This window comes from Kribbella sp. NPDC051770 (genome assembly GCF_040681455.1).
Classification (GTDB): domain Bacteria; phylum Actinomycetota; class Actinomycetes; order Propionibacteriales; family Kribbellaceae; genus Kribbella.
The window spans coordinates 851729-873558 of sequence record NZ_JBFAYT010000001.1 but is presented as its reverse complement, the minus strand read 5'-3'; the positions used below and the strand labels follow the sequence as shown (position 1 = coordinate 873558).

22 protein-coding genes are annotated in these 21830 nt (G+C 70.1%); 14 read left to right on the top strand and 8 right to left on the bottom strand.

What is annotated here, in order from left to right:
* Positions 1-50: 50 nt before the first annotated feature.
* Complete coding sequence (locus tag AB0M01_RS04125; protein ID WP_363665395.1) at positions 51-1661, bottom strand: MDR family MFS transporter; 1611 nt, start codon at positions 1659-1661, stop codon at positions 51-53.
* Positions 1658-2188, bottom strand: a complete 531-nt coding sequence (locus AB0M01_RS04120; RefSeq protein WP_363665394.1) for a MarR family transcriptional regulator — start codon at positions 2186-2188, stop codon at positions 1658-1660. Before AB0M01_RS04120 ends, AB0M01_RS04125 begins: the two co-directional genes overlap by 4 nt.
* 118 nt (positions 2189-2306) lie before the next feature.
* Here AB0M01_RS04120 and AB0M01_RS04115 point away from each other — a divergent pair, with 118 nt between their 5' ends.
* The gene (locus AB0M01_RS04115) at positions 2307-3065 is read left to right on the top strand and encodes an SDR family oxidoreductase (RefSeq protein WP_363665393.1); all 759 of its coding nucleotides are present in this window, start codon (positions 2307-2309) and stop codon (positions 3063-3065) included.
* Positions 3066-3079: 14 nt separating this feature from the next.
* Here AB0M01_RS04115 and AB0M01_RS04110 read toward each other — a convergent pair whose 3' ends face one another.
* On the bottom strand, positions 3080-3679 hold the full coding sequence (locus AB0M01_RS04110) for a choice-of-anchor C family protein (protein WP_363665392.1): 600 nt from the start codon (positions 3677-3679) through the stop codon (positions 3080-3082).
* Between the two features lie 134 nt (positions 3680-3813).
* On the opposite strand from AB0M01_RS04110, the gene AB0M01_RS04105 reads away from it, so the two are divergent.
* Genes AB0M01_RS04105 through AB0M01_RS04095 form a run of 3 tightly spaced genes read left to right on the top strand, consistent with a single transcriptional unit; the run spans position 3814 to position 6346 of the window.
* Positions 3814-4761, top strand: coding sequence for an ABC transporter ATP-binding protein (locus AB0M01_RS04105; RefSeq protein ID WP_363665391.1), 948 nt, complete (start codon positions 3814-3816; stop codon positions 4759-4761).
* Complete coding sequence (locus AB0M01_RS04100; protein WP_363665390.1) at positions 4761-5543, top strand: ABC transporter permease; 783 nt, start codon at positions 4761-4763, stop codon at positions 5541-5543. The genes AB0M01_RS04105 and AB0M01_RS04100 overlap by 1 nt, the downstream gene beginning before the upstream one ends.
* A complete protein-coding gene (locus AB0M01_RS04095) occupies positions 5543-6346 on the top strand; it encodes an ABC transporter permease (protein ID WP_363665389.1) in 804 nt (267 codons plus the stop codon). The genes AB0M01_RS04100 and AB0M01_RS04095 overlap by 1 nt, the downstream gene beginning before the upstream one ends.
* On the opposite strand, the gene AB0M01_RS04090 is transcribed toward AB0M01_RS04095, so the two are convergent.
* Both AB0M01_RS04090 and AB0M01_RS04085 read right to left on the bottom strand, forming a co-directional pair.
* Positions 6347-7288: an aldo/keto reductase gene (locus AB0M01_RS04090; RefSeq protein ID WP_363665388.1), complete on the bottom strand. Its 942-nt coding sequence runs from the start codon at positions 7286-7288 to the stop codon at positions 6347-6349.
* Between the two features lie 9 nt (positions 7289-7297).
* A complete protein-coding gene (locus AB0M01_RS04085) occupies positions 7298-8590 on the bottom strand; it encodes an aminoglycoside phosphotransferase family protein (RefSeq protein WP_363665387.1) in 1293 nt (430 codons plus the stop codon).
* Positions 8591-8685: 95 nt separating this feature from the next.
* On the opposite strand from AB0M01_RS04085, the gene AB0M01_RS04080 reads away from it, so the two are divergent.
* Genes AB0M01_RS04080 through AB0M01_RS04055 form a run of 6 tightly spaced genes read left to right on the top strand, consistent with a single transcriptional unit; the run spans position 8686 to position 14637 of the window.
* A complete protein-coding gene (locus tag AB0M01_RS04080; protein ID WP_363665386.1) occupies positions 8686-9702 on the top strand; it encodes an NAD-dependent epimerase/dehydratase family protein in 1017 nt (338 codons plus the stop codon).
* A 55-nt stretch (positions 9703-9757) separates the two neighbouring features.
* On the top strand, positions 9758-10402 hold the full coding sequence (locus tag AB0M01_RS04075) for a helix-turn-helix domain-containing protein (RefSeq protein ID WP_363665385.1): 645 nt from the start codon (positions 9758-9760) through the stop codon (positions 10400-10402).
* A gap of 9 nt (positions 10403-10411) precedes the next feature.
* A complete protein-coding gene (gene ilvA / locus AB0M01_RS04070; protein WP_363665384.1) occupies positions 10412-11617 on the top strand; it encodes a threonine ammonia-lyase in 1206 nt (401 codons plus the stop codon).
* Between the two features lie 10 nt (positions 11618-11627).
* Positions 11628-12965, top strand: coding sequence for an extracellular solute-binding protein (locus tag AB0M01_RS04065; RefSeq protein WP_363665383.1), 1338 nt, complete (start codon positions 11628-11630; stop codon positions 12963-12965).
* Positions 12962-13834, top strand: coding sequence for a sugar ABC transporter permease (locus tag AB0M01_RS04060; RefSeq protein ID WP_363665382.1), 873 nt, complete (start codon positions 12962-12964; stop codon positions 13832-13834). Before AB0M01_RS04065 ends, AB0M01_RS04060 begins: the two co-directional genes overlap by 4 nt.
* A complete protein-coding gene (locus AB0M01_RS04055) occupies positions 13831-14637 on the top strand; it encodes a carbohydrate ABC transporter permease (RefSeq protein WP_363665381.1) in 807 nt (268 codons plus the stop codon). The genes AB0M01_RS04060 and AB0M01_RS04055 overlap by 4 nt, the downstream gene beginning before the upstream one ends.
* Here AB0M01_RS04055 and AB0M01_RS04050 read toward each other — a convergent pair whose 3' ends face one another.
* Complete coding sequence (locus tag AB0M01_RS04050) at positions 14638-15054, bottom strand: MarR family transcriptional regulator (RefSeq protein WP_363665380.1); 417 nt, start codon at positions 15052-15054, stop codon at positions 14638-14640.
* Between the two features lie 121 nt (positions 15055-15175).
* Between AB0M01_RS04050 and AB0M01_RS04045 the strand changes: the two genes are divergently transcribed.
* The 4 genes from AB0M01_RS04045 to AB0M01_RS04030 all read left to right on the top strand — a co-directional run bounded on the left by AB0M01_RS04045 (position 15176) and on the right by AB0M01_RS04030 (position 20089).
* Positions 15176-16639: an MFS transporter gene (locus tag AB0M01_RS04045; protein ID WP_363665379.1), complete on the top strand. Its 1464-nt coding sequence runs from the start codon at positions 15176-15178 to the stop codon at positions 16637-16639.
* Between the two features lie 150 nt (positions 16640-16789).
* On the top strand, positions 16790-17767 hold the full coding sequence (locus tag AB0M01_RS04040; protein WP_363665378.1) for a hypothetical protein: 978 nt from the start codon (positions 16790-16792) through the stop codon (positions 17765-17767).
* Between the two features lie 84 nt (positions 17768-17851).
* Complete coding sequence (locus AB0M01_RS04035; RefSeq protein WP_363665377.1) at positions 17852-19609, top strand: ABC transporter ATP-binding protein; 1758 nt, start codon at positions 17852-17854, stop codon at positions 19607-19609.
* A gap of 9 nt (positions 19610-19618) precedes the next feature.
* On the top strand, positions 19619-20089 hold the full coding sequence (locus tag AB0M01_RS04030) for a nitroreductase family deazaflavin-dependent oxidoreductase (RefSeq protein ID WP_363665376.1): 471 nt from the start codon (positions 19619-19621) through the stop codon (positions 20087-20089).
* Positions 20090-20164: 75 nt separating this feature from the next.
* On the opposite strand, the gene AB0M01_RS04025 is transcribed toward AB0M01_RS04030, so the two are convergent.
* Together AB0M01_RS04025 and AB0M01_RS04020 are read right to left on the bottom strand one after the other, a co-directional pair.
* The gene (locus AB0M01_RS04025; RefSeq protein ID WP_363665375.1) at positions 20165-20830 is read right to left on the bottom strand and encodes a response regulator transcription factor; all 666 of its coding nucleotides are present in this window, start codon (positions 20828-20830) and stop codon (positions 20165-20167) included.
* A gap of 76 nt (positions 20831-20906) precedes the next feature.
* Positions 20907-21761, bottom strand: coding sequence for a histidine kinase (locus AB0M01_RS04020; RefSeq protein WP_363665374.1), 855 nt, complete (start codon positions 21759-21761; stop codon positions 20907-20909).
* Positions 21762-21830 lie beyond the last annotated feature (69 nt).

Below are 21830 nucleotides of genomic sequence, written 5' to 3'. Positions count from 1 at the left end.
AACGGCCGCCCCGGGGATCCCAGGGGCGGCCGTTCGGCGTACTGCGCAGGTCAGTGCATGGCGGCGGCTGCGGAGGCCTCGAGGTTCGGCTCCTCGCCGTCCTTCGGGGCTTCGTCGCGGCCGGCCAGGCGCTGCTCCGGGGTGATGATCGCGACCACCAGGGCGATCGCCAGGAACGGCAGCGAGACCAGGAAGACGTCGCCCATCGCCTCGACCAGGCCGAGCAGCGCCCAGCCCTTCATCGGCTCCTTCAGCGCGTGCAGGGCCTGGACGCTGTTGGCCGCCTTGGCCAGCATGCCGACCATGTTCTGCGCCGAGCTCGGGACGATGTCGCCGAGGTGGTCGGTGAGCCGGCTGGTCAGCACCGCGCCGTACACGGCGGTACCGATCGCGCCACCCATCGAGCGGAAGAACGTCATCGTCGAGGTCGCGGTGCCCATGTGCTTGCGGGGCACGCTGTTCTGCGCCGCGGTGACGGTGATCTGCATCGACAGGCCCAGGCCGGAACCCATCACGAACATGTAGATCGCGAGCTGCCAGTACGGCGTGGTCATGCTCAGCGTGGACAGCAGCACCATCGCGCCGCCGACCAGGACCGCGGAGATGATCGGGTAGATCTTGTAGCGACCGGTCCGGCTCATCAGCTGACCGCTCGGGATCGAGGCGCTGAAGATGCCGACGATCATCGGCAGCAGCGCCAGGCCCGACCTGGTCGGCGACAGGTCCTTGACCGCCTGCAGGTACAGCGGCAGGAAGATCAGCGCACCGAACATCGCGAAACCGAGCAGGAACGCGAACCCGGCGTACCCGGAGAAGATCCGGCCCTTGAACAGGTCCATCGGGATGATCGGCTCGGCGACCCGCAGTTCGACGAAGACGAAGGCGACGGCGAGCACGACGGCCGCGACCAGCAGGCCGATCGTCGTGGCCGAGCCCCAGCCGTTGTCCGGGCCGCTCCAGGAGACGGCCAGCAGCAGCGTGGTGACCGCGGCGGTGACCACAGCGGCGCCCAGGTAGTCGATCTTGTGCGAACGCTTCACGTGCGGGAGCTTCAGCACGGCACCGACGATGCCCAGGGCAACCAGGCCGATCGGCAGGTTGATCCAGAAGATCCAGCGCCAGCCCGGACCGTCGGTGAGCAGACCGCCGAGCAGCGGGCCGGCCACCGAGGAGAGGCCGAAGACGGCACCGAAGTACCCCATGTACTTGCCGCGCTCGCGCGGCGGGATCACGTCGCCGATGGTGGCGAAGGCCAGCGACATCAGACCACCGGCGCCGAGGCCCTGGACGGCCCGGAAGCCGATCAGCATCTCGATGTTCTGCGCCAGCGCGGCCAGCACGGAGCCGGCCAGGAAGGTGACGATCGCCGCGATGAACAGCGGGCGGCGGCCGTACAGGTCGGAGATCTTGCCCCACAGCGGGGTGGAGGCGGTCGAGGTCAGCAGGTACGCCGTGACCACCCAGGACAGCTTGTCCAGGCTGTTGAACTCGCTGACGATCTGCGGCAGCGCGGTCCCGACGATGCTCTGGTCGAGCGCGGCCAGGAACATGCCGGCCATCAGGCCGCCGAGAACCACCAGGATCTGCTTGTGGGACAGGTAGCTCGGGGTGTTCGGATCGGGCGGGGCTCCGCCGCTGACGGCGGGCTCGGTGGTGCTCATCTGGTGCTCTCCACGTTCTGTTCGGTGTTCAGTCGCGCGGCGGCGGCCCAGCCCTTGTCGGCCCAGGAGTTGTCGTCGCGTGCGTCGGTGAGGTTCGCGACGCCGTCGGCGAACCGCGTCATCAACTGCTCGAAGTTCTTGATGTCCTGCTCGGACCAGCCCTCCATGGCCTGGGTGAGGAGCGCCATCCGGCGGCGCGCGTTCTCCTCCCAGGAGGCGGTGCCCTCGGCGGTCAGCTCGACCCGGAAGGCGCGGCCGTCGTCGGGGTCGGCCGAGCGCTGGACCAGCCCGGCCTGCTCCAGCGAGCGGACGTGCCGGCTGGCGGTGGAGGCGTCGATCTCCATCTTGTTGGCCAGGTCGGACAGCCGCAGCGCGCCGTTGCACCGCAGGACGAAGAGCACCAGGTGGGCGCTCTGGTCGAGCGAGTCACCGGGCTGCTTGGCCTTCAGCCGCCGCCCGATCCGGGTGAACGCGTGCAGGACCCCCTCGACCGGGGTCTGCGGGACGTACCCGTCATTTACATGCATGGTGCAAGCATATACATGCATGCGTGATGCATGCAAATGAGTTTCCTAGGATGTCCGGTGAATCGCCAACGATTAACCGCCCGTAGTCTGGCGGTCACCGAACGGATTGGGGACGGGCATGCAGAAGATCGCGGTGGTCACCGGCGGTGGGTCCGGGCTCGGGCGGGAGATGGCGCTGGCGCTGGCCGCGGCCGGGTTCCAGGTGACGGTGACCGGGCGGACCGAGGCCAAGCTGCGCGAGACCGCGGCGGCGGCCGAGGAGATCGACGCGGTCGGGGACGCCGGGGTCGGCGAGGTCCGGACGGCGGTGCTCGACGTGACCGACGGCGCGGCGGTCCGGGAGTTCTTCGCGAGCCTGTCGCGGATCGACGTCCTGGTGAACAACGCCGGGACCGGGATGCCGGCGGCACCGGTCGAGGAGGTCGGCGAGGACGACTGGCGGGCCGTCGTCGACACCAACCTGACCGGTTCGTTCCTGTGCGCCCAGGCGGCGTTCGCGCTGATGCTGCGGCAGGACCCCAAGGGCGGCCGGATCATCAACAACGGCTCGATCTCGGCCCACGTCCCGAGGCCGCACGCCATCGCCTACACGGCGTCCAAGCACGCGGTCAGCGGCCTGACCAAGGGTCTCGAGCTCGAAGGCCGCTCGCACGGCATCACCGCCGGCCAGATCGACATCGGCAACGCGGCCACCGCGATGACCGAGCGGATGGAGCAGGGCGCCCTCCAGCCCGACGGCACGACCGCCGTCGAGCCGACCTTCGACCCGCGCATCGTCGCGGACTTCGTCGCCCGGGTCGCCCTGCTCCCCACCTCGGTCGCGGTCCCCACCCTCACGGTGATGGCGGCGGGGATGCCGTACGCCGGCCGCGGCTGACCGGCGTACCGGTGTCAGCTGATCCGGTTGACCTGCGAGGCCGAAGCCGGGCAGAGCACCAGTAGACAGCTGTCGACCTTGACGTCGTCGATCACCGGGCCCCAGGCCTGCAGCGACGTGCTCGCGAACTCCAGCGTCGCCGTGCTGTCCAGCAGGTTGGTGAAGTAGAAGGTGCGGTAGGTCCAACCCATGTTCGCGTTGGACTTGCCGGCGATGTCGAAGGTGAACGTGTCGAGCTCCTGGCCGTTCACCGCGACGCGGCCGGACTTCAGGGCCGGCGGGCCTTCGGTGTTCCCGGCCAGGGCGTAGGTCACCTTGTACGTCGTCAGCAGTTGCGTGGCGAACGTGCGCGCGATCGCGCCCGGGCTCGAGCCGTTCAGGTCGAGGGACTGGCGGCCCTCGGCGTCCTGCCAGTCGGTGGTCAGGTCGACGCCTCCGGACGTCACGGTCCAGCCGTCGAGCTGCTGGCCGGGGCCGAAGCCTTTGAACTCGACGGTCAGGCGAGGTGTCTCGAAGCCGCTGGCGACGATCGATGCGGCGGACGCGGGTGACGCGGTCAGGGCGACGAGGGCGGTGCTGAGGGCGAGCAGGAACGACGTACGGCGGAACTTCACGAGGCCTCCCCAGGCAGAACGGACGGACGGGTCCTAACAGTCAGTGTGCGGTCACCCTCCGCGATCGGCGCGGCGGACGGCGTGGGGGCAAATCGACAAGAAGTTTGTCGGTGCGGGCGTCTAGGGTCGGCGGTGTGAGTGAGCAGCGGGAGTCCCTGGTCCACGCGCGTGGGCTGACCAAGGCGTACGGCGGTTTCGAGGCGGTGCGCGGGATCGACCTGGACGTGCTGCAGGGGGAGGCGTTCGGGTTCCTCGGGCCGAACGGCGCGGGCAAGTCCTCGACGATGCGGATGATCGGGGCGGTCTCGCCGGTCAGCGGCGGGGAGCTGCGGATCCTCGGGATGGACCCGGCGACCGACGGGCCGGCGATCCGGGCCCGGCTCGGGGTCTGCCCGCAGGACGACACGCTCGACACCGAGCTGTCCGTGCACGAGAACCTGACCGTCTACGGCCGGTACTTCGGCCTCAGCCGCGCCGACTGCCGGGAGCGCGCCGACGAGCTGCTGGAGTTCGTCGCGCTGACCGACAAGGCCAAGGTGAAGGTCGACGAGCTGTCCGGCGGGATGAAGCGGCGGCTGACGATCGCCCGGTCCCTGGTCAGCAAACCCGACCTGCTGCTGCTCGACGAGCCGACCACCGGCCTCGACCCGCAGGCCCGGCACCTGCTGTGGGACAAGCTGTTCCGGCTCAAGCAGGCCGGCGTCACCCTGATCATCACCACGCACTACATGGACGAGGCGGAGCAGCTCTGCGACCGGCTGGTCGTGATGGACGCCGGCCTGATCGCGGCCGAGGGGTCGCCGGCCGAGCTGATCCGGGACTACTCGACCCGTGAGGTGACCGAGCTGCGGTTCGGGCCCGAGGTGATGTCGTCCGACCACGACGCGCTGGCCGAGAAGGTCGTGGACCTCGCGCAGCGGATCGAGGTGCTGCCCGACCGGCTGCTGCTCTACACCGACGACGGTGAGCGCGCGGTCGCCGCGGTGCACGAGCGCGGGCTGCAGCCGGCCGCCGTACTGGTGCGGCGGTCGACGCTCGAGGACGTGTTCCTGCGGCTGACCGGCCGGACGCTGGTCGACTGATGAGCGTCGTCGTGGAGAACGGCCGCCGTCAGTTCGACTACTGGGCGACGGTCTACAAACGGACCTGGAAGGGCAGCCTGGTCAGCAGCTTCCTGCTGCCGCTGCTCTACCTGGCCGCGATGGGGATCGGGCTCGGTTCGTTCGTCGACGACAACGGGTCCGGCGCGCTCGGCGGGATCAGCTACCTGCAGTTCATCGCGCCCGGCCTGCTCGCCGCGACCGCGCTGCAGATCGCGGTCGGCGAGTCGACGTACCCGGTGATGGGCGGGATCAAGTGGCAGAAGTTCTACTTCTCGATGATCGCGACGCCGTTGCGGCCGGCCGACGTGATGTACGGGCAGTTGGCGTTCGTCGGCTTCCGGGTGCTGACCACGTGCACGGTGTTCCTGGTGGTGATCGCGGCGTTCGGTGGGCTGGCGACGGCCTGGGGGCTGTTCGCGCTGCCGGTCGCGCTGCTGGTCGGGATGGCCGCGTCCGCGCCGGTCTGCGCGGTCGCGACCCGGCTGGAGAACGACTCCGGTTTCGCGATGATCTTCCGGTTCGGCGTGGTCCCGGCGTTCCTGTTCTCGGGCGCGTTCTTCCCGGTCTCCCAACTGCCGAACTGGATCGAGTGGCTGGCCTACCTGAGCCCGCTGTGGCACGGCGTCGAGCTGTCGCGTGACCTGAGCCTCGGCACGGTCGACCCGCTCGCCGCCCTCGGCAACTTGGCCTACCTGGCCGCGTGGTTCGTCGTCGGTACGTGGTTCGCGGTCCGCGGCCTGACCCGGAGGTTGATCAGCTGATGGCCACTCTCACCGCGCGCGTGCTCCCGCTGCCGGTCCGCCTCGGCAGCGGCCGGCACCTGGTCGAGCGCAACTTCCTGGTCTACAAGCGGTCCTGGATCGTGTTCGTCTCCGGCTTCTTCGAGCCGGTCTTCTACCTGCTCTCGATCGGGATCGGCGTCGCGCAGCTGGTCGGCGACTTCACGCTGGCCGACGGGACCGCGATCGGGTACGCCGCGTTCGTGGCGCCGGCGATGCTGGCCAGCTCGGCGATGAACGGCGCGATCTTCGACTCGACGTACAACATCTTCTTCCGGATGAAGTACGCCCGGCTGTACGACTCGATGCTGGCGACACCGCTGCGGCCGTGGGACGTCGCGACCGGCGAAGTGACCTGGGCGCTGCTGCGCGGCGCCTGCTACTCGGCCGCGTTCATCGTGGTGATGCTGATCATGGGCCTGGTCGAGTCGTGGTGGGCGCTGCTCGCGCTGCCCGCCTCGGTCCTGATCGGGTACGCGTTCGCCGGCGCCGGGATGGCGATGACGACGTTCATGCGCAGCTGGCAGGACTTCGAGTTCGTCCAGCTGGCGACGATGCCGATGTTCCTGTTCTCGGCGACGTTCTACCCGATCGAGACCTACCCCGGCGCGATCCGCTGGCTGGTCGAGATCACCCCGCTGTACCAGGGCGTCGCGCTGGAACGCGCGCTGACCACGGGCACGGTGAGCTGGACCCTGCTGATCAACGCGCTCTACCTGATCGCGATGGGCACCGCAGGGATGTACGTCGCCTCCCGGCGCCTGGGGAAGCTGCTGCTGAAGTAACTACCAGTCCAAGTGCTGGTTGCCGAGGCGGTTCGCGTACCAAGCGCGGATCGCCTCGACGGTCTCTGCGGGGAGCGGGTTGGCCGCCGAGTCGATGCTGGTCTCCAGGTGGTCGACCGAGCGGGTGCCGGGGATCACCGTGGAGACACCGTCGTTGGCGAGCAGGAACTGGACCGCCGCGTCGACCAGGCTGACGCCCGACGGCAGCAGCTCGCGCAGCTCGTCGACCAGGCCGGCGCGCAGCGCGACGTCCTCGGCGGACCAGCGCGACCGGACGTCGTCGAACGTGCTGCCGGCGTCGTACCGGCCGGAGAGCCATCCGGACTCCAGCGGGACCTTGACGATCACGCCGACGCCGTGGGCGGGCGCCTCGGCGACACTCGGCCAGGTCTCCTGGAAGAGCGCGGACATCCGAACCTCAGCGGCCTGGGAGTCGGTGGCCAGGACCGTCCGGACGTCGGCGTCCCAGTCGACGGACGCGCCGAACGCGCGGATCAATCCCTTGTTCCGCAGGGTTTCCAGAGCGGCGTAGTGCTCGGCGCTGGTCAGCACCTCGGGCGGCGGGCTGTGCAGGACCACGACGTCGATGTGCTCGACGCCCATCCGGCGCGCGCTGCCCTCGACCGACGTCGCGATCGCGCCGACCGACCAGTCGGTGCGCCCGTCGTGCGTCGGGCCGACCTTGGTGCAGAGCACGACCTGCTCACGCGGGACGCTCTGCAGCGCCGTACCGACGTTGAGCTCGCTCTGCCCGTCGGCGTACGCCGGGGCGGTGTCGATGAAGTTGATCCCGGCATCCAGTGCGGCGTGCACGATCCGGACCGCCTCGTCCGGGTCCGGCCCGGTCGGCCAGCTCGACGACCGGCCGAGCTGCCACGCCCCCAGCCCGATGGTGCTGACGTCGATACCGGAGGAGCCGAGCGGGCGCATCTGCAGGGTCATACGGCCAACCTATCCGGGCCGCTCGCCGGTCGCGATCTTGCGCAGCCACCAGACGCCGCCGGAGCGCATCGACGCGCGGCTCGGGCCGGAGAGGTTGTCGACCAGGTGCAGGTAGGTGACCGCCTGGTGCAGCGCGCCGATCTCGTTCGCCAGCTCGAGCGCGCGGCGCAGCGCAGGCATCGGCGCGTAGTCGAGCCACGCGGTGAGATAAGCGTCCAGCACCTGCGGATCGCGCGAGTGCGGTGACCGGCCCTCGACGAAGGTGACGAGATCCAGGAACGGGTGCGAGAGGCACGCGTCGGTCCAGTCGAAGGCGAGCGCCCGGCCGTCCTGGACGGCGATGTTCCGCGGGTGCAGATCGCCGTGCAGGAGAGTCTCCGGTACGCCGATCGCCGCGAGCTCGGCGATCGCCTCGCGCAGTGCGGGGCCGCGAGTGGCGAGCTGGTCGCGTTCGGCGGGGGTGAGGTCGGCGGTCAGCTCGTTCGCGCCGAGGACGTCGTCGATCGCCGCTTCGAGCTGGTTGAGTCGGCGATCGGTGCAGCTCATTGCGAGCAGGGCGTCGGGGGAGTCGACGTAGCTGCGCTGCAGCTGGGCGTGGGTGCGGATCGCGGTCGACCACTGGTCGAGGTCGTCCTGGACCGCGAGCGGTTCGCCGAGGTCGGGGAGCAGCATCCAGGCGCGCTTCTCGTCGACGGCGAGCGGTTCGACGACGAGACCGGGGCGTTCGGCGGACAGGCGCTGGAGGAAGGCGGGCTCGTGGGCGAAGAGCAGCGGGCGGGCGTCGGCGTGGTCGGGGACGACGGTCGAGGAGTGCGTGATCGCCTTGAAATACACGCCTTCCGGCACCCGGAACACGTTCGAGAGGCCCCAGGAGCGGACTTGCTGCAGCGGTCCGGTGTGCTCGACCTGCTCGTCGATCCAGGCCAGGGCGTCGTCGTACCACTCGGGCCGGGTCCATGGGGGAAGCAATGGGGATCCGGCGGGCCGGGCGAGGAGCTTGCCCGCGGCCGTGACCAGCGGGTGGTCCAGGCCGGAGACCCAGCGGGCGCCGGCCGGAATGTTGCCCTCAGCCACCATCAGGTAGGCCGGGCCTTCCGCGGCGAGGCATTCGAGCACCACCGCCTCGATTCCGAGCTGCTCGCGGAACGCGCGCACCACGCGATCGACGTCTGGGAACCAGACCTCCTCCGGCAGTTCGACCCGGGGCAGACCCGTGGGTAGTACGAGCACCGCTTCGTCACCCGGGCGGATCACCACGGCCGTCACTGTCGCACCGGTGTGGTCACTGTCTGCTGCACTCATCGCGGAATCCTAGGGCCCCGGCGCCTCCTGGTGAACCCGGTTTCCTGTGCTACTTTTATTCGGAGAGACCATCTCCGTTTAGAAGGATGAGAACGATGACAGAGACCGTGCTGGTGACCGGCGGGACGGGGTACGTGGCCGGCTGGTGCATCGTCGCGCTGCTGGAGCGTGGGTACGACGTACGGACGACCGTGCGCAGCCTGGCCAAGGGCGACGCCGTCCGCGCGGCGGTGAGCACGGCCGTGGACCCGGGTGACCGGCTCGGTTTCGCGGTCGCCGACCTGATGTCCGACGACGGCTGGGCGGACGCGATGAAGGGCGTCGACCACGTCCTGCACGTCGCGTCCCCGCTCGGCGACGGGGACTCCAGCGACCCCGACGCGCTGATCGTCCCGGCGCGCGAAGGTGCGTTGCGCGTGCTGCGCGCGGCGACCGCCGAAGGCGTCCAGCGGGTGGTGATGACGTCGGCGGCCAACGCGGCCTCGCCCGCGTCGTACGCGACCGAGGGTGTTACCGACGAGACGCTGTGGACGGTCGACGACCCGAAGCTCCCGGCGTACCGGCGGTCGAAGACCCTGGCGGAAAAGGCGGCCTGGGACTTCATGGCCGGGTACGACGGCCCGACGCGGCTCACCACGGTGCTGCCCGGCGCGGTCTTCGGGCCGATCCTGAGCACGGCCAACCTCGGCTCGGTGGACATCATCGCCCGGATGGTCCGGGGCGCGATGCCCGGTGTGCCGCGGATCGGGCTCGAGGTGGTCGACGTCCGGGACCTGGCCGACCTGCACGTCCGGGCGATGGTCGCGCCCGAGGCGGCCGGTGAGCGGTTCCTGGGGACCGGCGAGTTCGTCTGGATGCGTGAGATCGCGCAGGTGCTGAAGGACGGGCTGGGGGAGCGCGGCGCGAACGTCTCGACCCGGCAGCTGCCGGACTTCCTGGTCCGGCTGGCGGCGATCCGGGACAAGCCGCTGCGGGCGATCACGATCTCGCTCGGCCGCCGGAACCGGCACACGACCGCGAAGGCGGAGCGCGTCCTCGGCTGGACGCCACGCCCGGCCGCCGAGACCGTGCTGGGCTGCGCGGAGAGCCTGATCGAGCACGAGGCGCTGTGATGAGCCGAGCCGAGCCGAGGCCGGCTTCCGGCGCGGTCGACCGGGAGGCGCTGTGATGGTCCGGGCCGATGCCGCGCGCAACCGCGCCAAGCTCGTCGCGGCCGCGCGTGAGGTGTTCGCCGAGCGCGGGTTCGGGGCGACGCTCGACGACATCGCCCGGCACGCGGGCGTCGGCACCGGTACGGCGTACCGGCATTTCCCGAACAAGCAGGCGATCGCCGCCGAGGTGCTCGCCGACGCGACCAGCGCGATCGCGCAGGACGCGCGCGAAGCGCTCGCGGTCGAGGACCCGTGGGACGGGCTGGTGCTGTTCTTCGAGCGGAACGCGGTCCGGCAGGTCGCCGACCGCGGCCTGTACGAGACGCTCACCGGTCAGGGCAACGACGAGGAGCAGGCGCGGATCTGGCCGCAGGTGCTGGAAGCGGTGACCGAGCTGTTCGAGCGTGCCCGCGCCGCCGGCGTGGTCCGTCCGGACGCCGTGCTCCAGGACATCGCGGCGATCTTCGCCCTGCTCGGCCCGGCGTTCGAGATGAGCCGCAGCACGTCGGCTGACGTCTGGCGCCGATACCTCGCGCTGATGCTGGACGGCCTGCGCCCGAACGGCCAGGCGCCGTTCCCGGTCCCACCGCCGCCGCTCGACCAGCTCGACGTGATCCTGTCTGCAGGAAAACACCGTCAGAAACCGACCCGCTCTGGTTAGTGTGGGCTGGTGACCATCACAGCGGCGGAGATTGCCCGGGCAGCGGATCTGCTGCACGACGTCGTGGCGCCGACGCCGCTGGAGTACTCGCGGTGGCTGAGCGACCTGGTCGGCGGTGATGTCTTCCTCAAGTGCGAGAACCTGCAGCGGACCGGCTCGTTCAAGCTGCGTGGCGCGTACGTGCGGATGGCGCGGCTGTCGAAGCAGGAGAAGGCGCGCGGCGTCGTCGCGGCCAGCGCCGGGAACCACGCGCAGGGCGTCGCGCTCGCGGCGCAGCTGCTCGGGATCAAGGCGACCGTCTTCATGCCGTACGGCGCTCCGATCCCGAAGGAGAACGCGACCCGGGCCTACGGCGCGGAGATCCGCTTCGTCGGGACGTCGATCGACGACTGCCTGCGCGCGGCGCGCGAGTTCGAGGCCGAGACCGGCGCGGTGCTGATCCACCCGTTCGACCACCCGGACATCGTCGCCGGGCAGGCGACCGCGGGGCTGGAGATCGTCGAGCAGTGCCCGCAGGTGCGGACCGTCGTCGTACCGACCGGTGGTGGTGGATTGATCGCGGGGATCGCGTCGGCGATGCAGCGCGACGGGATGCCGATCGGCGTCGTCGGGGTGCAGGCGAAGGGTGCCGCGGCGTACCCGGCCTCGCTGCTGGCCGGTGAGCCGGTCGCGCTGGAGCGGATGAGCACGATGGCCGACGGGATCGCGGTCGGGCTGCCGGGTCAGGTGCCGTTCGCGGCGATCCAGGCGTACGTCGACGAGGTGCTCACGGTCGGCGAGGACTCGTTGTCCAAGGCCCTCTTGCTGGTGCTCGAGCGGGCGAAGCTGGTGGTCGAGCCGGCCGGCGCGGCCGCGGTTGCCGCCGTACTGGACGATCCGAAGCGGTTCAAGCCGCCGGTCGTCGTGGTCCTGTCCGGTGGCAACATCGACCCGGTGCTGCTGATGCGCGTCCTGCGGCACGGTATGGCGGCCGCCGGTCGCTACCTGTCGCTGCGGGTGCGGATCCCGGACACGCCCGGCGGTCTGGCCACGCTGCTGACCCGGCTGGCCGAGGTCGAGGCGAACCTGATCGAGGTCCTGCACGAACGCATCTCCGAGACCCTCGACCTGGACGAGGTCGAGGTCGCGCTGCAGCTGGAGACCCGGGGTGAGGAGCACCGGATGCGGGTATTGAACAGCCTGAGCGCCAACGGATACACGTACACCCTGAACTGAGGAGCCCCCTGTGAAGGTCGTTGCCCTAGCGGCTGCAGCACTGTTGTTGGCCACCGCCTGTACGCCGGGATCCGAGACCCCTGAGGGCGGTGCGAGTGCGCCGAGCACGGTGAAGACCGACGCCGCCTCGCTGGGGGACGTCAGTCTGACCGTGTGGGACCAGGAGGTCCGCGGCGGGCAGGCGGCGCAGATGGCCGAGCTGATCAAGCAGTTCGAGGCCAAGTACCCGAACATCAAGATCAAGCGGGTCTCGCGGTCCTTCGACGACCTGAAGACGCAGCTGCGGCTGGCGCTGACCGGTAACGACGCGCCGGACGTCGTACAGGCCAACAACGGTCGCTCCGACATGGGTGAGTTCGTGAAGGCCGGTCAGTTGGTGCCGCTGGACGAGTGGGCCAAGGCGTACGACTGGGGCAGCCGGTACCCGGCGTCGGTGATGCAGTACTCGCGGTACTCCGCGGACGGCAAGACGTTCGGCGAGGGCAACCTGTACGGCCTGCCGCAGGTCGGTGAGGTGGTCGGGCTCTACTACAACAAGGACAAGCTCTCCAAGCTCGGCATCCAGCCGCCGACCACGTGGGCGGAGTTCGAGGACGCGCTGGCCAAGGCGAAGGCCGGCGGTGAGCTGCCGATGCAGCTCGGCAACCTGGACAAGTGGCCGGCCATCCACGTCTTCGGCACCGTGCAGGACAAGACCACCCCGGCCGACCAGATCACCACGCTCGCGTTCGGCCGGCCCGGCGCGTCCTGGAAGACGCCGGAGAACACCAAGGCCGCCGAGAACCTCGTCTCCTGGGTGGACAAGGGCTACTTCAACAACGGCTTCAACGGCCAGGGCTACGACCCGGCCTGGCAGGACTTCGGCAAGGGCAACGGTGTCTTCCTGATCGCCGGGACCTGGCTGCAGGCCGACCTGCAGAAGGCGCTCGGCGCCAAGGTCGGCTTCATGCTCCCGCCGGGCACGGACGCTTCGGCGAAGCCCGTGATCACCGGCGGGACCGGTCTGCCGTTCGCGATGACCAACAAGGCCAAGAACAAGGACGCCGCGGCGGCGTACATCAACTTCATCACCAGCCCGGACGCGATGAAGGTGCTGACCGCGACCGGCAACCTGCCGATCGCCGACACCGGCCAGCAGCAGGCCCCGGCCGGACTGGCCAAGGACGTCTTCGCCGCCTTCGGTACGGCGGTCGACCAGGAGGGCCTGGTGCCGTACCTGGACTACGCGACCCCGACCATGTACGACACGCTCGGCGCCGCGCTGCAGGACCTGATGGCGAAGAAGGCGACGCCGCAGCAGTTCGTCGACAAGCTGGAGGCCGACTACAGCAAGTTCGCCGGGAAGTGAGTTCACCGCCCGGCGAACCGCGCCGGATCGGGTACCTGTACATCCTGCCCGCGCTGGTCGTGTACGGGTTGTTCCTGCTCTACCCGCTCGGCCGCGCGGTGCACCTGTCGCTGTTCGAGTGGGACGGGATCTCGCTCGGCAAGTTCGTTGGCCTGAGCAACTACGCCGATGTGGTCGCGGACGCCGGGCTGCGGGCGGCGTTCGGGCACGCGCTGGTGCTGCTGATCTTCTACTCGGTGCTGCCGGTCGTCATCGGGCTCGCGCTCGCGTCGGTGCTGCAGCGGGCGCGGGTGCGCGGGCTGGCCTTCTTCCGCACCGTCGTGTTCCTGCCGCAGGTGGTCGCGATGGTCGTCGTGGCCGTTGCCTGGCGCCACATCTACGCGCCGGACGGCCCGCTGAACGACGTACTGCGGGCGGTCGGCCTGGACGGGCTGGCGCGCGGGTGGCTCGGTGACTACGCGTTCGCGCTGCCCGCGGTGGGCGTGATCGGGACGTGGTTCGAGACCGGACTGGTGACCGTGCTGCTGCTGGCCGGGATGGCGCGGATCCCGCGCGAGCGGTACGAAGCGGCTCGGCTGGACGGCGCCGGACCCGTCCGCGAGTTCTTCGCCGTGGTGCTGCCCGCGGTACGGGGCGAGATCGCGGTCGCCGTCACGCTGACCGTGATCGCCGCGCTGCGGACGTTCGACCTGGTCTACGTGACCACCAGCGGGGGACCCGGTACGTCGACCAGCGTGCCGTCGTACGAGGTGTACCACCGGGCCTTCGAGCTCGGGCAGGTCGGCTCGGCGGCGGCGATCGGAGTGTGCTTGACGGTGCTGATCTTCGTGATCACGCTCGGGGTCAACCGGATCGCGGACCGCGGATGAGGGCCTCGGTGGGGGAGCGGTTCGGCAACTACCTGCTGCTGGTCGTCTTCGGGTGCTTCGCGCTGGCGCCGATCGTGTCGATCGTCGCGGCCGCGCTCGGGCCGGACGACGCCGGCGGCGGGTCGAGCGGGTTCGGCAACTTCGGCAAGGCCTGGGAGATCGGGCACTTCGGGACGTATCTGCGGATGAGCCTGCTCGTCTCGGTCACCGTCGTGATCGCTTCGGTGCTGCTGTCGATCCTGTCCGGCTACGCGTTCGGGACGATGCGGTTCCGCGGCGCGGGCGTGCTGTTCTACCTGTTCCTGCTCGGCATCATGATGCCGACCGAGGCGATCGTGGTCCCGCTGTACTTCGACCTGCGCACGCTCGGGCTGACCGACACCTACTGGGCGGTCGCGCTGCCGCAGGTGGCGCAATCCGTTGCCTTCGGCACCTTCTGGATGCGGGCCTACTTCCGGTCGTCGAGCCGGTCGCTGGTCGAGGCGGCCCGGCTGGACGGCGCCGGGCACTGGCGGACGCTGTGGCGGGTGCTGGTCCCGCCCGCGCGACCGGCGCTGGTGACGCTGATCGTGCTGGTCTTCATGTGGACCTGGAACGAGTTCCTGATCCCGCTGGTGATGGTGACCAGCGAGTCGCTGCGGACGGCGCCGCTGGGGCTGGCGTTCTTCTCCGGGCAGTACACGTCGGGGTTCACGCTGCTCGCCGCCGGTGCGGTGATCGTGGGGCTGCCCGTCGTACTGGTGTATGCGTTCCTGCAGCGGCACTTCATCGCCGGGATGCTGGAAGGCGCCGTCCGGGAGTGACTACTCGCAGGACTTGAGCAACGGGGAGTGCAGCCGGTCGGCGAGGACGCGGCGCTGGGTCGGCTGCGCCTCGGTCTGGCGGAGCAGGCCCTCGTCGGTGAGCCGGACCTTGACCGCGCGGCGGTCCTCGGGGCACATGTGCCGCTCGACCAGGCCGGCCGTCTCCAGCCGGCCGATCACGCGGGACAGCGCGCTCTGGCTCAGGTGCACCGACTTGGCGATGGTCTGGACCTTGGCCGACTGCTCGGGCAGCTCGGCGAGCCGCTCGAGCACCTCGTACTCGCTCATCCCCAGCGCGTGGCCCGCCTGCAGCTCGCGGTCGAGCGCGCAGCTGAGATCGGCGTGGCGGGCGAGGAGCTCGCGCCACTCGCGCACGTCAGCCGAGGCGGTCGTCGTACTGACCTTCGTGTCGGTCACGAGCGCGACGTTATCATGCATGCGCATTCAATGCAAACGCATTTAATGCCTGGACATTAGATGCACATGCATGCAAAGCTCTCTCCTCGTGACACAGACAACGCACACACCTCCGGCTCGCATGACCTGGGACGCCCGCCTGTGGGGCGCGCTCCTGGTGGTCTGCGGCGTGATCTTCCTCGACGGCCTGGACGTGTCCATGGTCGGTATGTCGCTGCCCTCCATCGGCGCCGACCTCGGCGTCTCGCTGTCGTCCCTGCAGTGGGTCGTCACCGGCTACGTCCTCGGGTACGGCGGACTGCTGCTGCTCGGCGGCCGCACCGCCGACCTGCTCGGGCGGCGCAAGGTCTTCCTGATCGCGCTCGCCGTCTTCGCCGTGGTCTCGATGCTGAGCTCCCTGGCCACCAACCCCGAACTGCTCATCGCCGCGCGGTTCGTGAAGGGTGTCGCCGCCGCGTTCACCGCGCCGGCCGCGCTCTCGATCATCACCACCACCTTCCACGAGGGCCCGGACCGCAACCGCGCCCTCAGCATCTTCACCACCTGCGCCGCCAGCGGCTTCTCGATGGGCCTGATCCTCGGCGGCGCACTGACCGAGGTCGGCTGGCGATGGACCTTCCTGATGCCCGGCCCGGTCGCGCTGATCGTGTTCCTGTTCGCGCTCAAGCTGATCCCGAACAGCCCGCGCGACGACGCGGCCGGCGGGTACGACGTACCGGGTGCGGTCACCGTCACGGCCGGCATGCTCTCGCTCGTGTACGCCGTGGTCGGCGCCGAGCACGCCGGCTGGGCCTCGGTCCAGACCATCGGGCTGTTCGTGCTCGCCGCCGCACTGCTGACGGCGTTCGTGCTGATCGAACGCCGGACCAAGCACCCGCTGGTACGCCTCGGGATCCTTCGCGCGCCTTCGCTGCGGCGGGCCAACCTGGCGATCCTGACCGTCTTCGGCGCGTACGTCGCGTTCCAGCTGATCGGGACGCTCTACCTGCAGAACCTGCTCGGCTGGTCGTCGTTCGAGACCGCGCTGGGCTTCCTCCCGGCCGGGCTGCTGGTGGCGACGCTGTCGCCGAACGCGGGCAAGCTCGCCGACCGGATCGGCACCGAGCGGATGATCGTCGCGGGGATGGCGCTGTTCGTCGTCGGGTACGCGCTGTCGCTGCGGATCGGGCCCGAGTCGGCGTACTTCGCGACGGTGTTCCCGACCATCATGCTGATCGGGCTCGGGTTCGCGATCGCGTTCCCGGCGCTGAACATCCAGGCAACGTCCGGGGTGCCGGACCACGAGCAGGGGCTCGCGTCGGGGCTGTTCAACACCTCGAACCAGGTCGGCGGCGCGATCGTGCTCGCCGTCGTGACCGCGGTGATCAGCAGCCAGTCCGCGGGGGTGACGACGCCGGAGGGGATGTTGTCGGCGTACAAGCCTGCGCTGGGCGTCGTGACCGGAATCGCGGCGCTGGGTCTGATCATCGGGCTCACCGGCCTGCGTGGGCTGCGGGCTCGTCGCGAGGCTGAAGCCGCCGACGCGGCGCAGCTCGAGGCGGTGCAGCGGGAGCTGGCGGCCGAGGAGATGGAGCCGGCTGTCTGAGGCCAACGACCGGCCCTGATCGGGGCTGTTGAGGGTATATGCCGCAGTGCGGGTCCCGGGCTACTCCCCGAGACCCGCACTGCTGTTCTCGGGAGAGTTCGGGGCCATCCCTTATTGGTTTGGACCCGTCGGGGTGCTGGACTGGAGCACATGAGCAACCAGAGCGACTACGACCGCCGGGTCAAGGACATCCTCGACCGGGTCGCGAAGGGCCACCTGTCCAGCGACGAGGCCGCGACCCTGATCGCCGCCGTCACCAAGCCCACGGCGGACACGCCGGTTGCCGAGCCTGCCGCGACCACCTCCCCGGAGGCGGACGCCGCCGCGGAGGCTGACGTCCCGTCGGCGTCGGTGTGGGCGGACGCGGTCGACTCCCCGGACGCCGCGGACACCGCTCCCGCGCCGGTGGTCGACGTACCGGTTCAAGACAGTGTTGTAGACGAAGCACCTGCTGAAGAAGAAGTTGAAGAAGAAGTGCAGCACAGCAACGTGCCCGTCCCCTCCGGCGTGCAGCGGGTCACCATCCGCGCCGTCGGCCGCCGGGTGCGCCTGATCGGCGAGTCCGCGATCACCGGTGTCGCGGTCGACGGCCCGCACGTGATCAAGCGCGACGGGAGCACCCTCGCCATCAACAGCGAGGGCGACATGGGCGTCTCCCTCGACGGCTTCAGCATGCTGCGCAACCCGACCGACCTGAAGGCGCACGTGAACGGCTTCGCCAAGGAGCTGTCGATCCGGGTCAACCCGATGCTCGAGGTCGAGGTCGAGGTGACCGGCGGCAGCGTCGTCGCCGAGCGCCTGCCCGGCCTGACCCGCGTCCGCGTCACCGCCGGTACGGCGAAGGTCCACGACGTCGACGGCCCGATCGACATGCTCGTCCAGGCCGGCTCGGCCCACCTCGACGCCCAGGTCACCAAGGGCCGCTCCCGCGTCCGCATCGAGTCCGGCGCCGCAACGGTCAACCTCCGCCGCGGCTCCGACGTCCGCGTCCACACCGAGTCCCAACTCGGCCGAGTGACCTGGGCCGGCGCCGTCAACGGCCAGTCCAAGGACGTCGAGATCGGCCGCGGCCGCGCGGCCCTGGACGTCGAGGTGCTGGTGGGTTCGGCACAGATCACCTCGGACTGAACGGTTCTCCCTGGCGGCCGCACCGCGGCCGCCAGGCATGGCAACTCAGCCCGGACTGACCGGCGCGCTCCGTAGTCTCGGGCAATGCCCCGGAAGACGAAATCGGCGTCGTCGTCGCAGAACATCTTCACCACGTGCGTGTTCGGGTTTCGGTCGGCTTGGCGAAGCTCAGCGGCGTTGACCACGGGCAGCCTGGGACTGCTGGTGGTGGTCAGCCTGCTGCCTGGTCTGCAGGTGGTCCTGATCGCTCGCCTGGTCGACGCTGTCTCGACCGGGGAATCCAGCGCCCTGACGACGGGGACGATCGCGGTGGCAATCTGTGTCGGTGCGGCGGAACCACTGGCGCAGGCGGTCCGCGCCCTCGGCTATCAGATCGTCAGCCGGACCCGGGCCGAGCTTCACGGCGAGCTGGCCCACGCGGTGGCCGCGATGCCCCCGTCGATGCTGCGTCGGCCTGACACCGTCGACCGGGTGCAGTCCGCGAAGGACGCGATCCCGATGCACACCGGATACGTGTTCCTGAACATCCTCCTGGCGTTGCAGGGAATGGTCAGCGCCATCGGTGTCTGTGTTGCCGTCTTCACTTTCAGCATCCTCTCCGGCCTGCTGGTCCTGCTGGCGGCCCTGCCCGTCTACCTGGCCGCCAGTTGGCTGAATCGGGTGCAGGATCGGATGGACGCTCCGTTGGCGGCTCTTTCACGACGCGCGGGTTACCTGGAATCGCTGCTCACTCACCAGAGGAGCGCAACTGAGCTCAACAGCTTGGGCACCGGCCGGCGCGTCGCCGCGTGGACGGCCGCCCAATATCACCAGGTGGCCGATTACGAGAGTCGCCTGCTGCGGCCTGTGCTGAGGGCTCAAACCGTTGCCGGGGTCGTCACCGGCGCTTTGATCGCCGCGGCGCTCCTCGTCCTCGTGACCCGCCAAGCAACAGCAGGAGCGGCAGCAGGCGTCGTCGCTGCGGTGGCCGGGGCCGGCGCGATCCGAGCCGCAGGGTTCGCGCTCGGATCACTGGCCGAAGCATCGCCCAGGGTCGGGCGCCATCTTCAGTTGCTCGACGATGTTCCCGCGCCGACGCCGCAGAAGGAGGCGCCCGCCGTCCAGGAGATCGAGGCGGTGGATCTCAGGTTCTCGTACGACGAAACCTCGCCGCCGGCCCTCGACGGCGTCTCCTTCAGCGCGCGACGCGGCGAGATGGTGGCGCTGGTCGGACCCAACGGTGCCGGAAAGACGACCGCGGTGAACTGCCTGATCGGAGCCCTCGAGCCGAGCGCGGGAGCCGTGTTCGTCGACGGCCGGAACGCCGCCGAGCTGAAGGAGGCCGACCGCCTCGCGATGTTCGGCGCGCTGTCGCAGGAGTTCGGTCGCTTCGAGCTGCGAGTACGCGACGCGGTGGAGCTGGGACAGCCTGCACGGGCGCTGTCCGACGACGAGGTCGCGGGCGCTCTGACGAAGGCGCAGGCAGCGGATGTCGTCGCATCCATGCCCAGCGGCCTTGACACGCAGCTCGGCGATCAGTGGGAGGGCGGAGCCGGGATCTCCGGCGGCCAGTGGCAGCGCATGGCTCTGGCGAGGATCTACGCCCGCGACGCACCTGTCTGGATTCTCGACGAGCCGACGTCAGCGATCGATGCGGAGGCCGAGTACGAGGTGTTCGCGCGACTTCAGCGGACTCGTACGGACCGGATCACGATCGTTGTCTCCCACCGGGCTTGGACACTCCGGGCCATGGATCGCATCCATGTGCTCGACCGGGGATCGATCGTGGAGTCGGGAACCTTCGACGAACTGGTCGCCGCGGGCGGCAGGTTCGCCGCGCTCTTTCGGAGTCAGACGGGATAGCGTCGCTTGATGGGCTTGTTGACGCCGCTGGCGGTGAAGATCGGGTCGGTGGGCTGGATGCCGAGGCTGCTGCCGCAGATCACGTGGGTGGACAAGTTGCTGCAGCGGGGGAGCTGCGGGCGCTGGTCGCTGCTGCGGGTTGCTGGGCTGCCGAACCTGATGCTTGTCGTGGCTGGGCGGAAGTCCGGGGTGCCGCGTTCTACGCCGCTGCTCTGTGTTCCCTACCGGAACGGGTACCTGATCGCGGGCTCCAACTTCGGCGGCCTCAAGGAGCCCGTGTGGGTGGTGAACGTGCGCGCTGCCGATCGGGTGACCGTTGTGGTCGGTGCTGAGCGGCGCGAGGCGATCGCGCGGGAGGTCACCGGCGAGGAACGAGCTGTCGTGTGGGAGCACATGGTCAAGACCTGGCCGAACTACGCCCTGTACGCCGCCCGCACGGATCGCATGATCCCGGTGTTCTTTCTCGAGCCGGTCGCCTAGCGGGGCCTCGGACACCGACCGGGGGCCTCGGACAGGTTATTGCCTGTCCGAGGCCTCCGGTTCTTGTCGTGCCGCTCACCGGGCGGCGACCAGTCCGGCTTCGTATGCGGTGATGACGAGCTGGGCCCGGTCGCGGGCCGCCAGCTTGGCGAGCAGGTTGCCGATGTGGGTCTTGACGGTCTTGATCGAGATGCCGAGTACGCCGGCGATCTCGTCGTTGGAGAGCCCACGGGCGACCTGGACGAGGACCTCCGTTTCGCGTTCGGTCAGCCGGTCGAGCGTGCGCGGACGGCGGACCGCCGGGCGGTCGAGGTAGTGCTCGACGAGCCGCGTGACGATGCGCGGTGCGAACAGCGACTCCCCGCGGTGCGTCCGGCGTACGGCGTCGAGCAGCTGGTCGGGCTCGGCGTCCTTGAGCAGGAAGCCGCTGGCGCCCGCCCTCAGCGCGGCGTACACGTACTCGTCGAGCTCGAACATGCTCAGCACCAGCACCCGCTGGCCGGCGAGCGTACGGTCGCCGGTCAGCTGCCTGGTCGCCTCGATGCCGTCGCCGCCGGGCATCCGGATGTCCATCAGTACGACGTCCGGCCGCAGCTCCCGCCCGCGCTGGACCGTCTCGCGCCCGGTCGCGGCCTGCCCGACGACGGTCAGGTCGTCGGTCGCGTCGATCAGCAGCGCGAGGCTGTGCCGCAGGAGCGGCTGGTCGTCCGCGATCAGCACCCGGACCGGCGTGGCGCTCATCCGCGCGGTCCCGGCCGGGGGCGCGGAGTGACCCCGAGATCTCCTGCGGCAGCAGGGGCTGCGGGTCGCGTGGCGCTCATCCGGTGGGCCCGTCGGGGAGCCGGGCTTCGACCGTGAAGCCGGCGGTCGCCGGGCGGGCGGTCAGGGTGCCGCCGAGGGCGGTGACTCGCTCGTGCAGCCCGGTCAGCCCGTGGCCGCCGCCGTGATGGGCGGTCCAGCCGGCGATCGGGCCCTCGTCGCGGTACGCCGTGAGCAGGACGCCGTCCTCGCGTCGTACGGCGAGCTGCGCTCGGGTCGGGCCGCAGTGGCGGAGGGTGTTGTTGAGCGCCTCCCGGGCGACGGCGCAGACCGTGAGCTGTGCACCGGGCGAGACGTCGACGAGTGCGGGCAGCTCCAGCGTGACCTGCAGCCCGGCGGCGCGGGCCTCGTCGACGATCGCTGGGAGATCCTCCAGCGTCTCCGCGGGCCGCAGCGGCGCCGGCTCGCCGTCGGCCGAGCGCAGCACGTTCAGCATCCGCCGCAGCTCGGTCGTGGTCCCGCGGCTGACCTGCTCGATGTCGCCCAACGCGGCGTTCAGCTCGGCGGCGGTGCCGGCGCCGGCCCGGCGGGCGACGGCGGCGCGGATGGTGATCAGGCCGAGCCCGTGCGAGACCAGGTCGTGCAGGTCGCGGGCGATGCGCAGGCGTTCGGCCTGAACCGCCTGCTCGCCGGCCCACGCGGTCAGTCGCTCCTCGTACTCGCGCCGCTGCCGGCGGCTCCGGACCACGGCCCAGACCGAGACCGCGATCGCGATCGCCGTGATGACGACCGGCGCGATCAGGGTGGCCGGATCCGGTGCGCCGGCGACGAACAGCAGGGACAGCAGCAGCACCGCGACGGTTCCGGCCGCGAAGCCGATGCCTGAGCTCCGGGTCGGACGGCCAGCCTCCACAGAGCGAGTCTAGGAGCCGCGGGCCGACCAGGCATCGGACCCAGGTCTGACAGTCCCAGGACGGAGTCG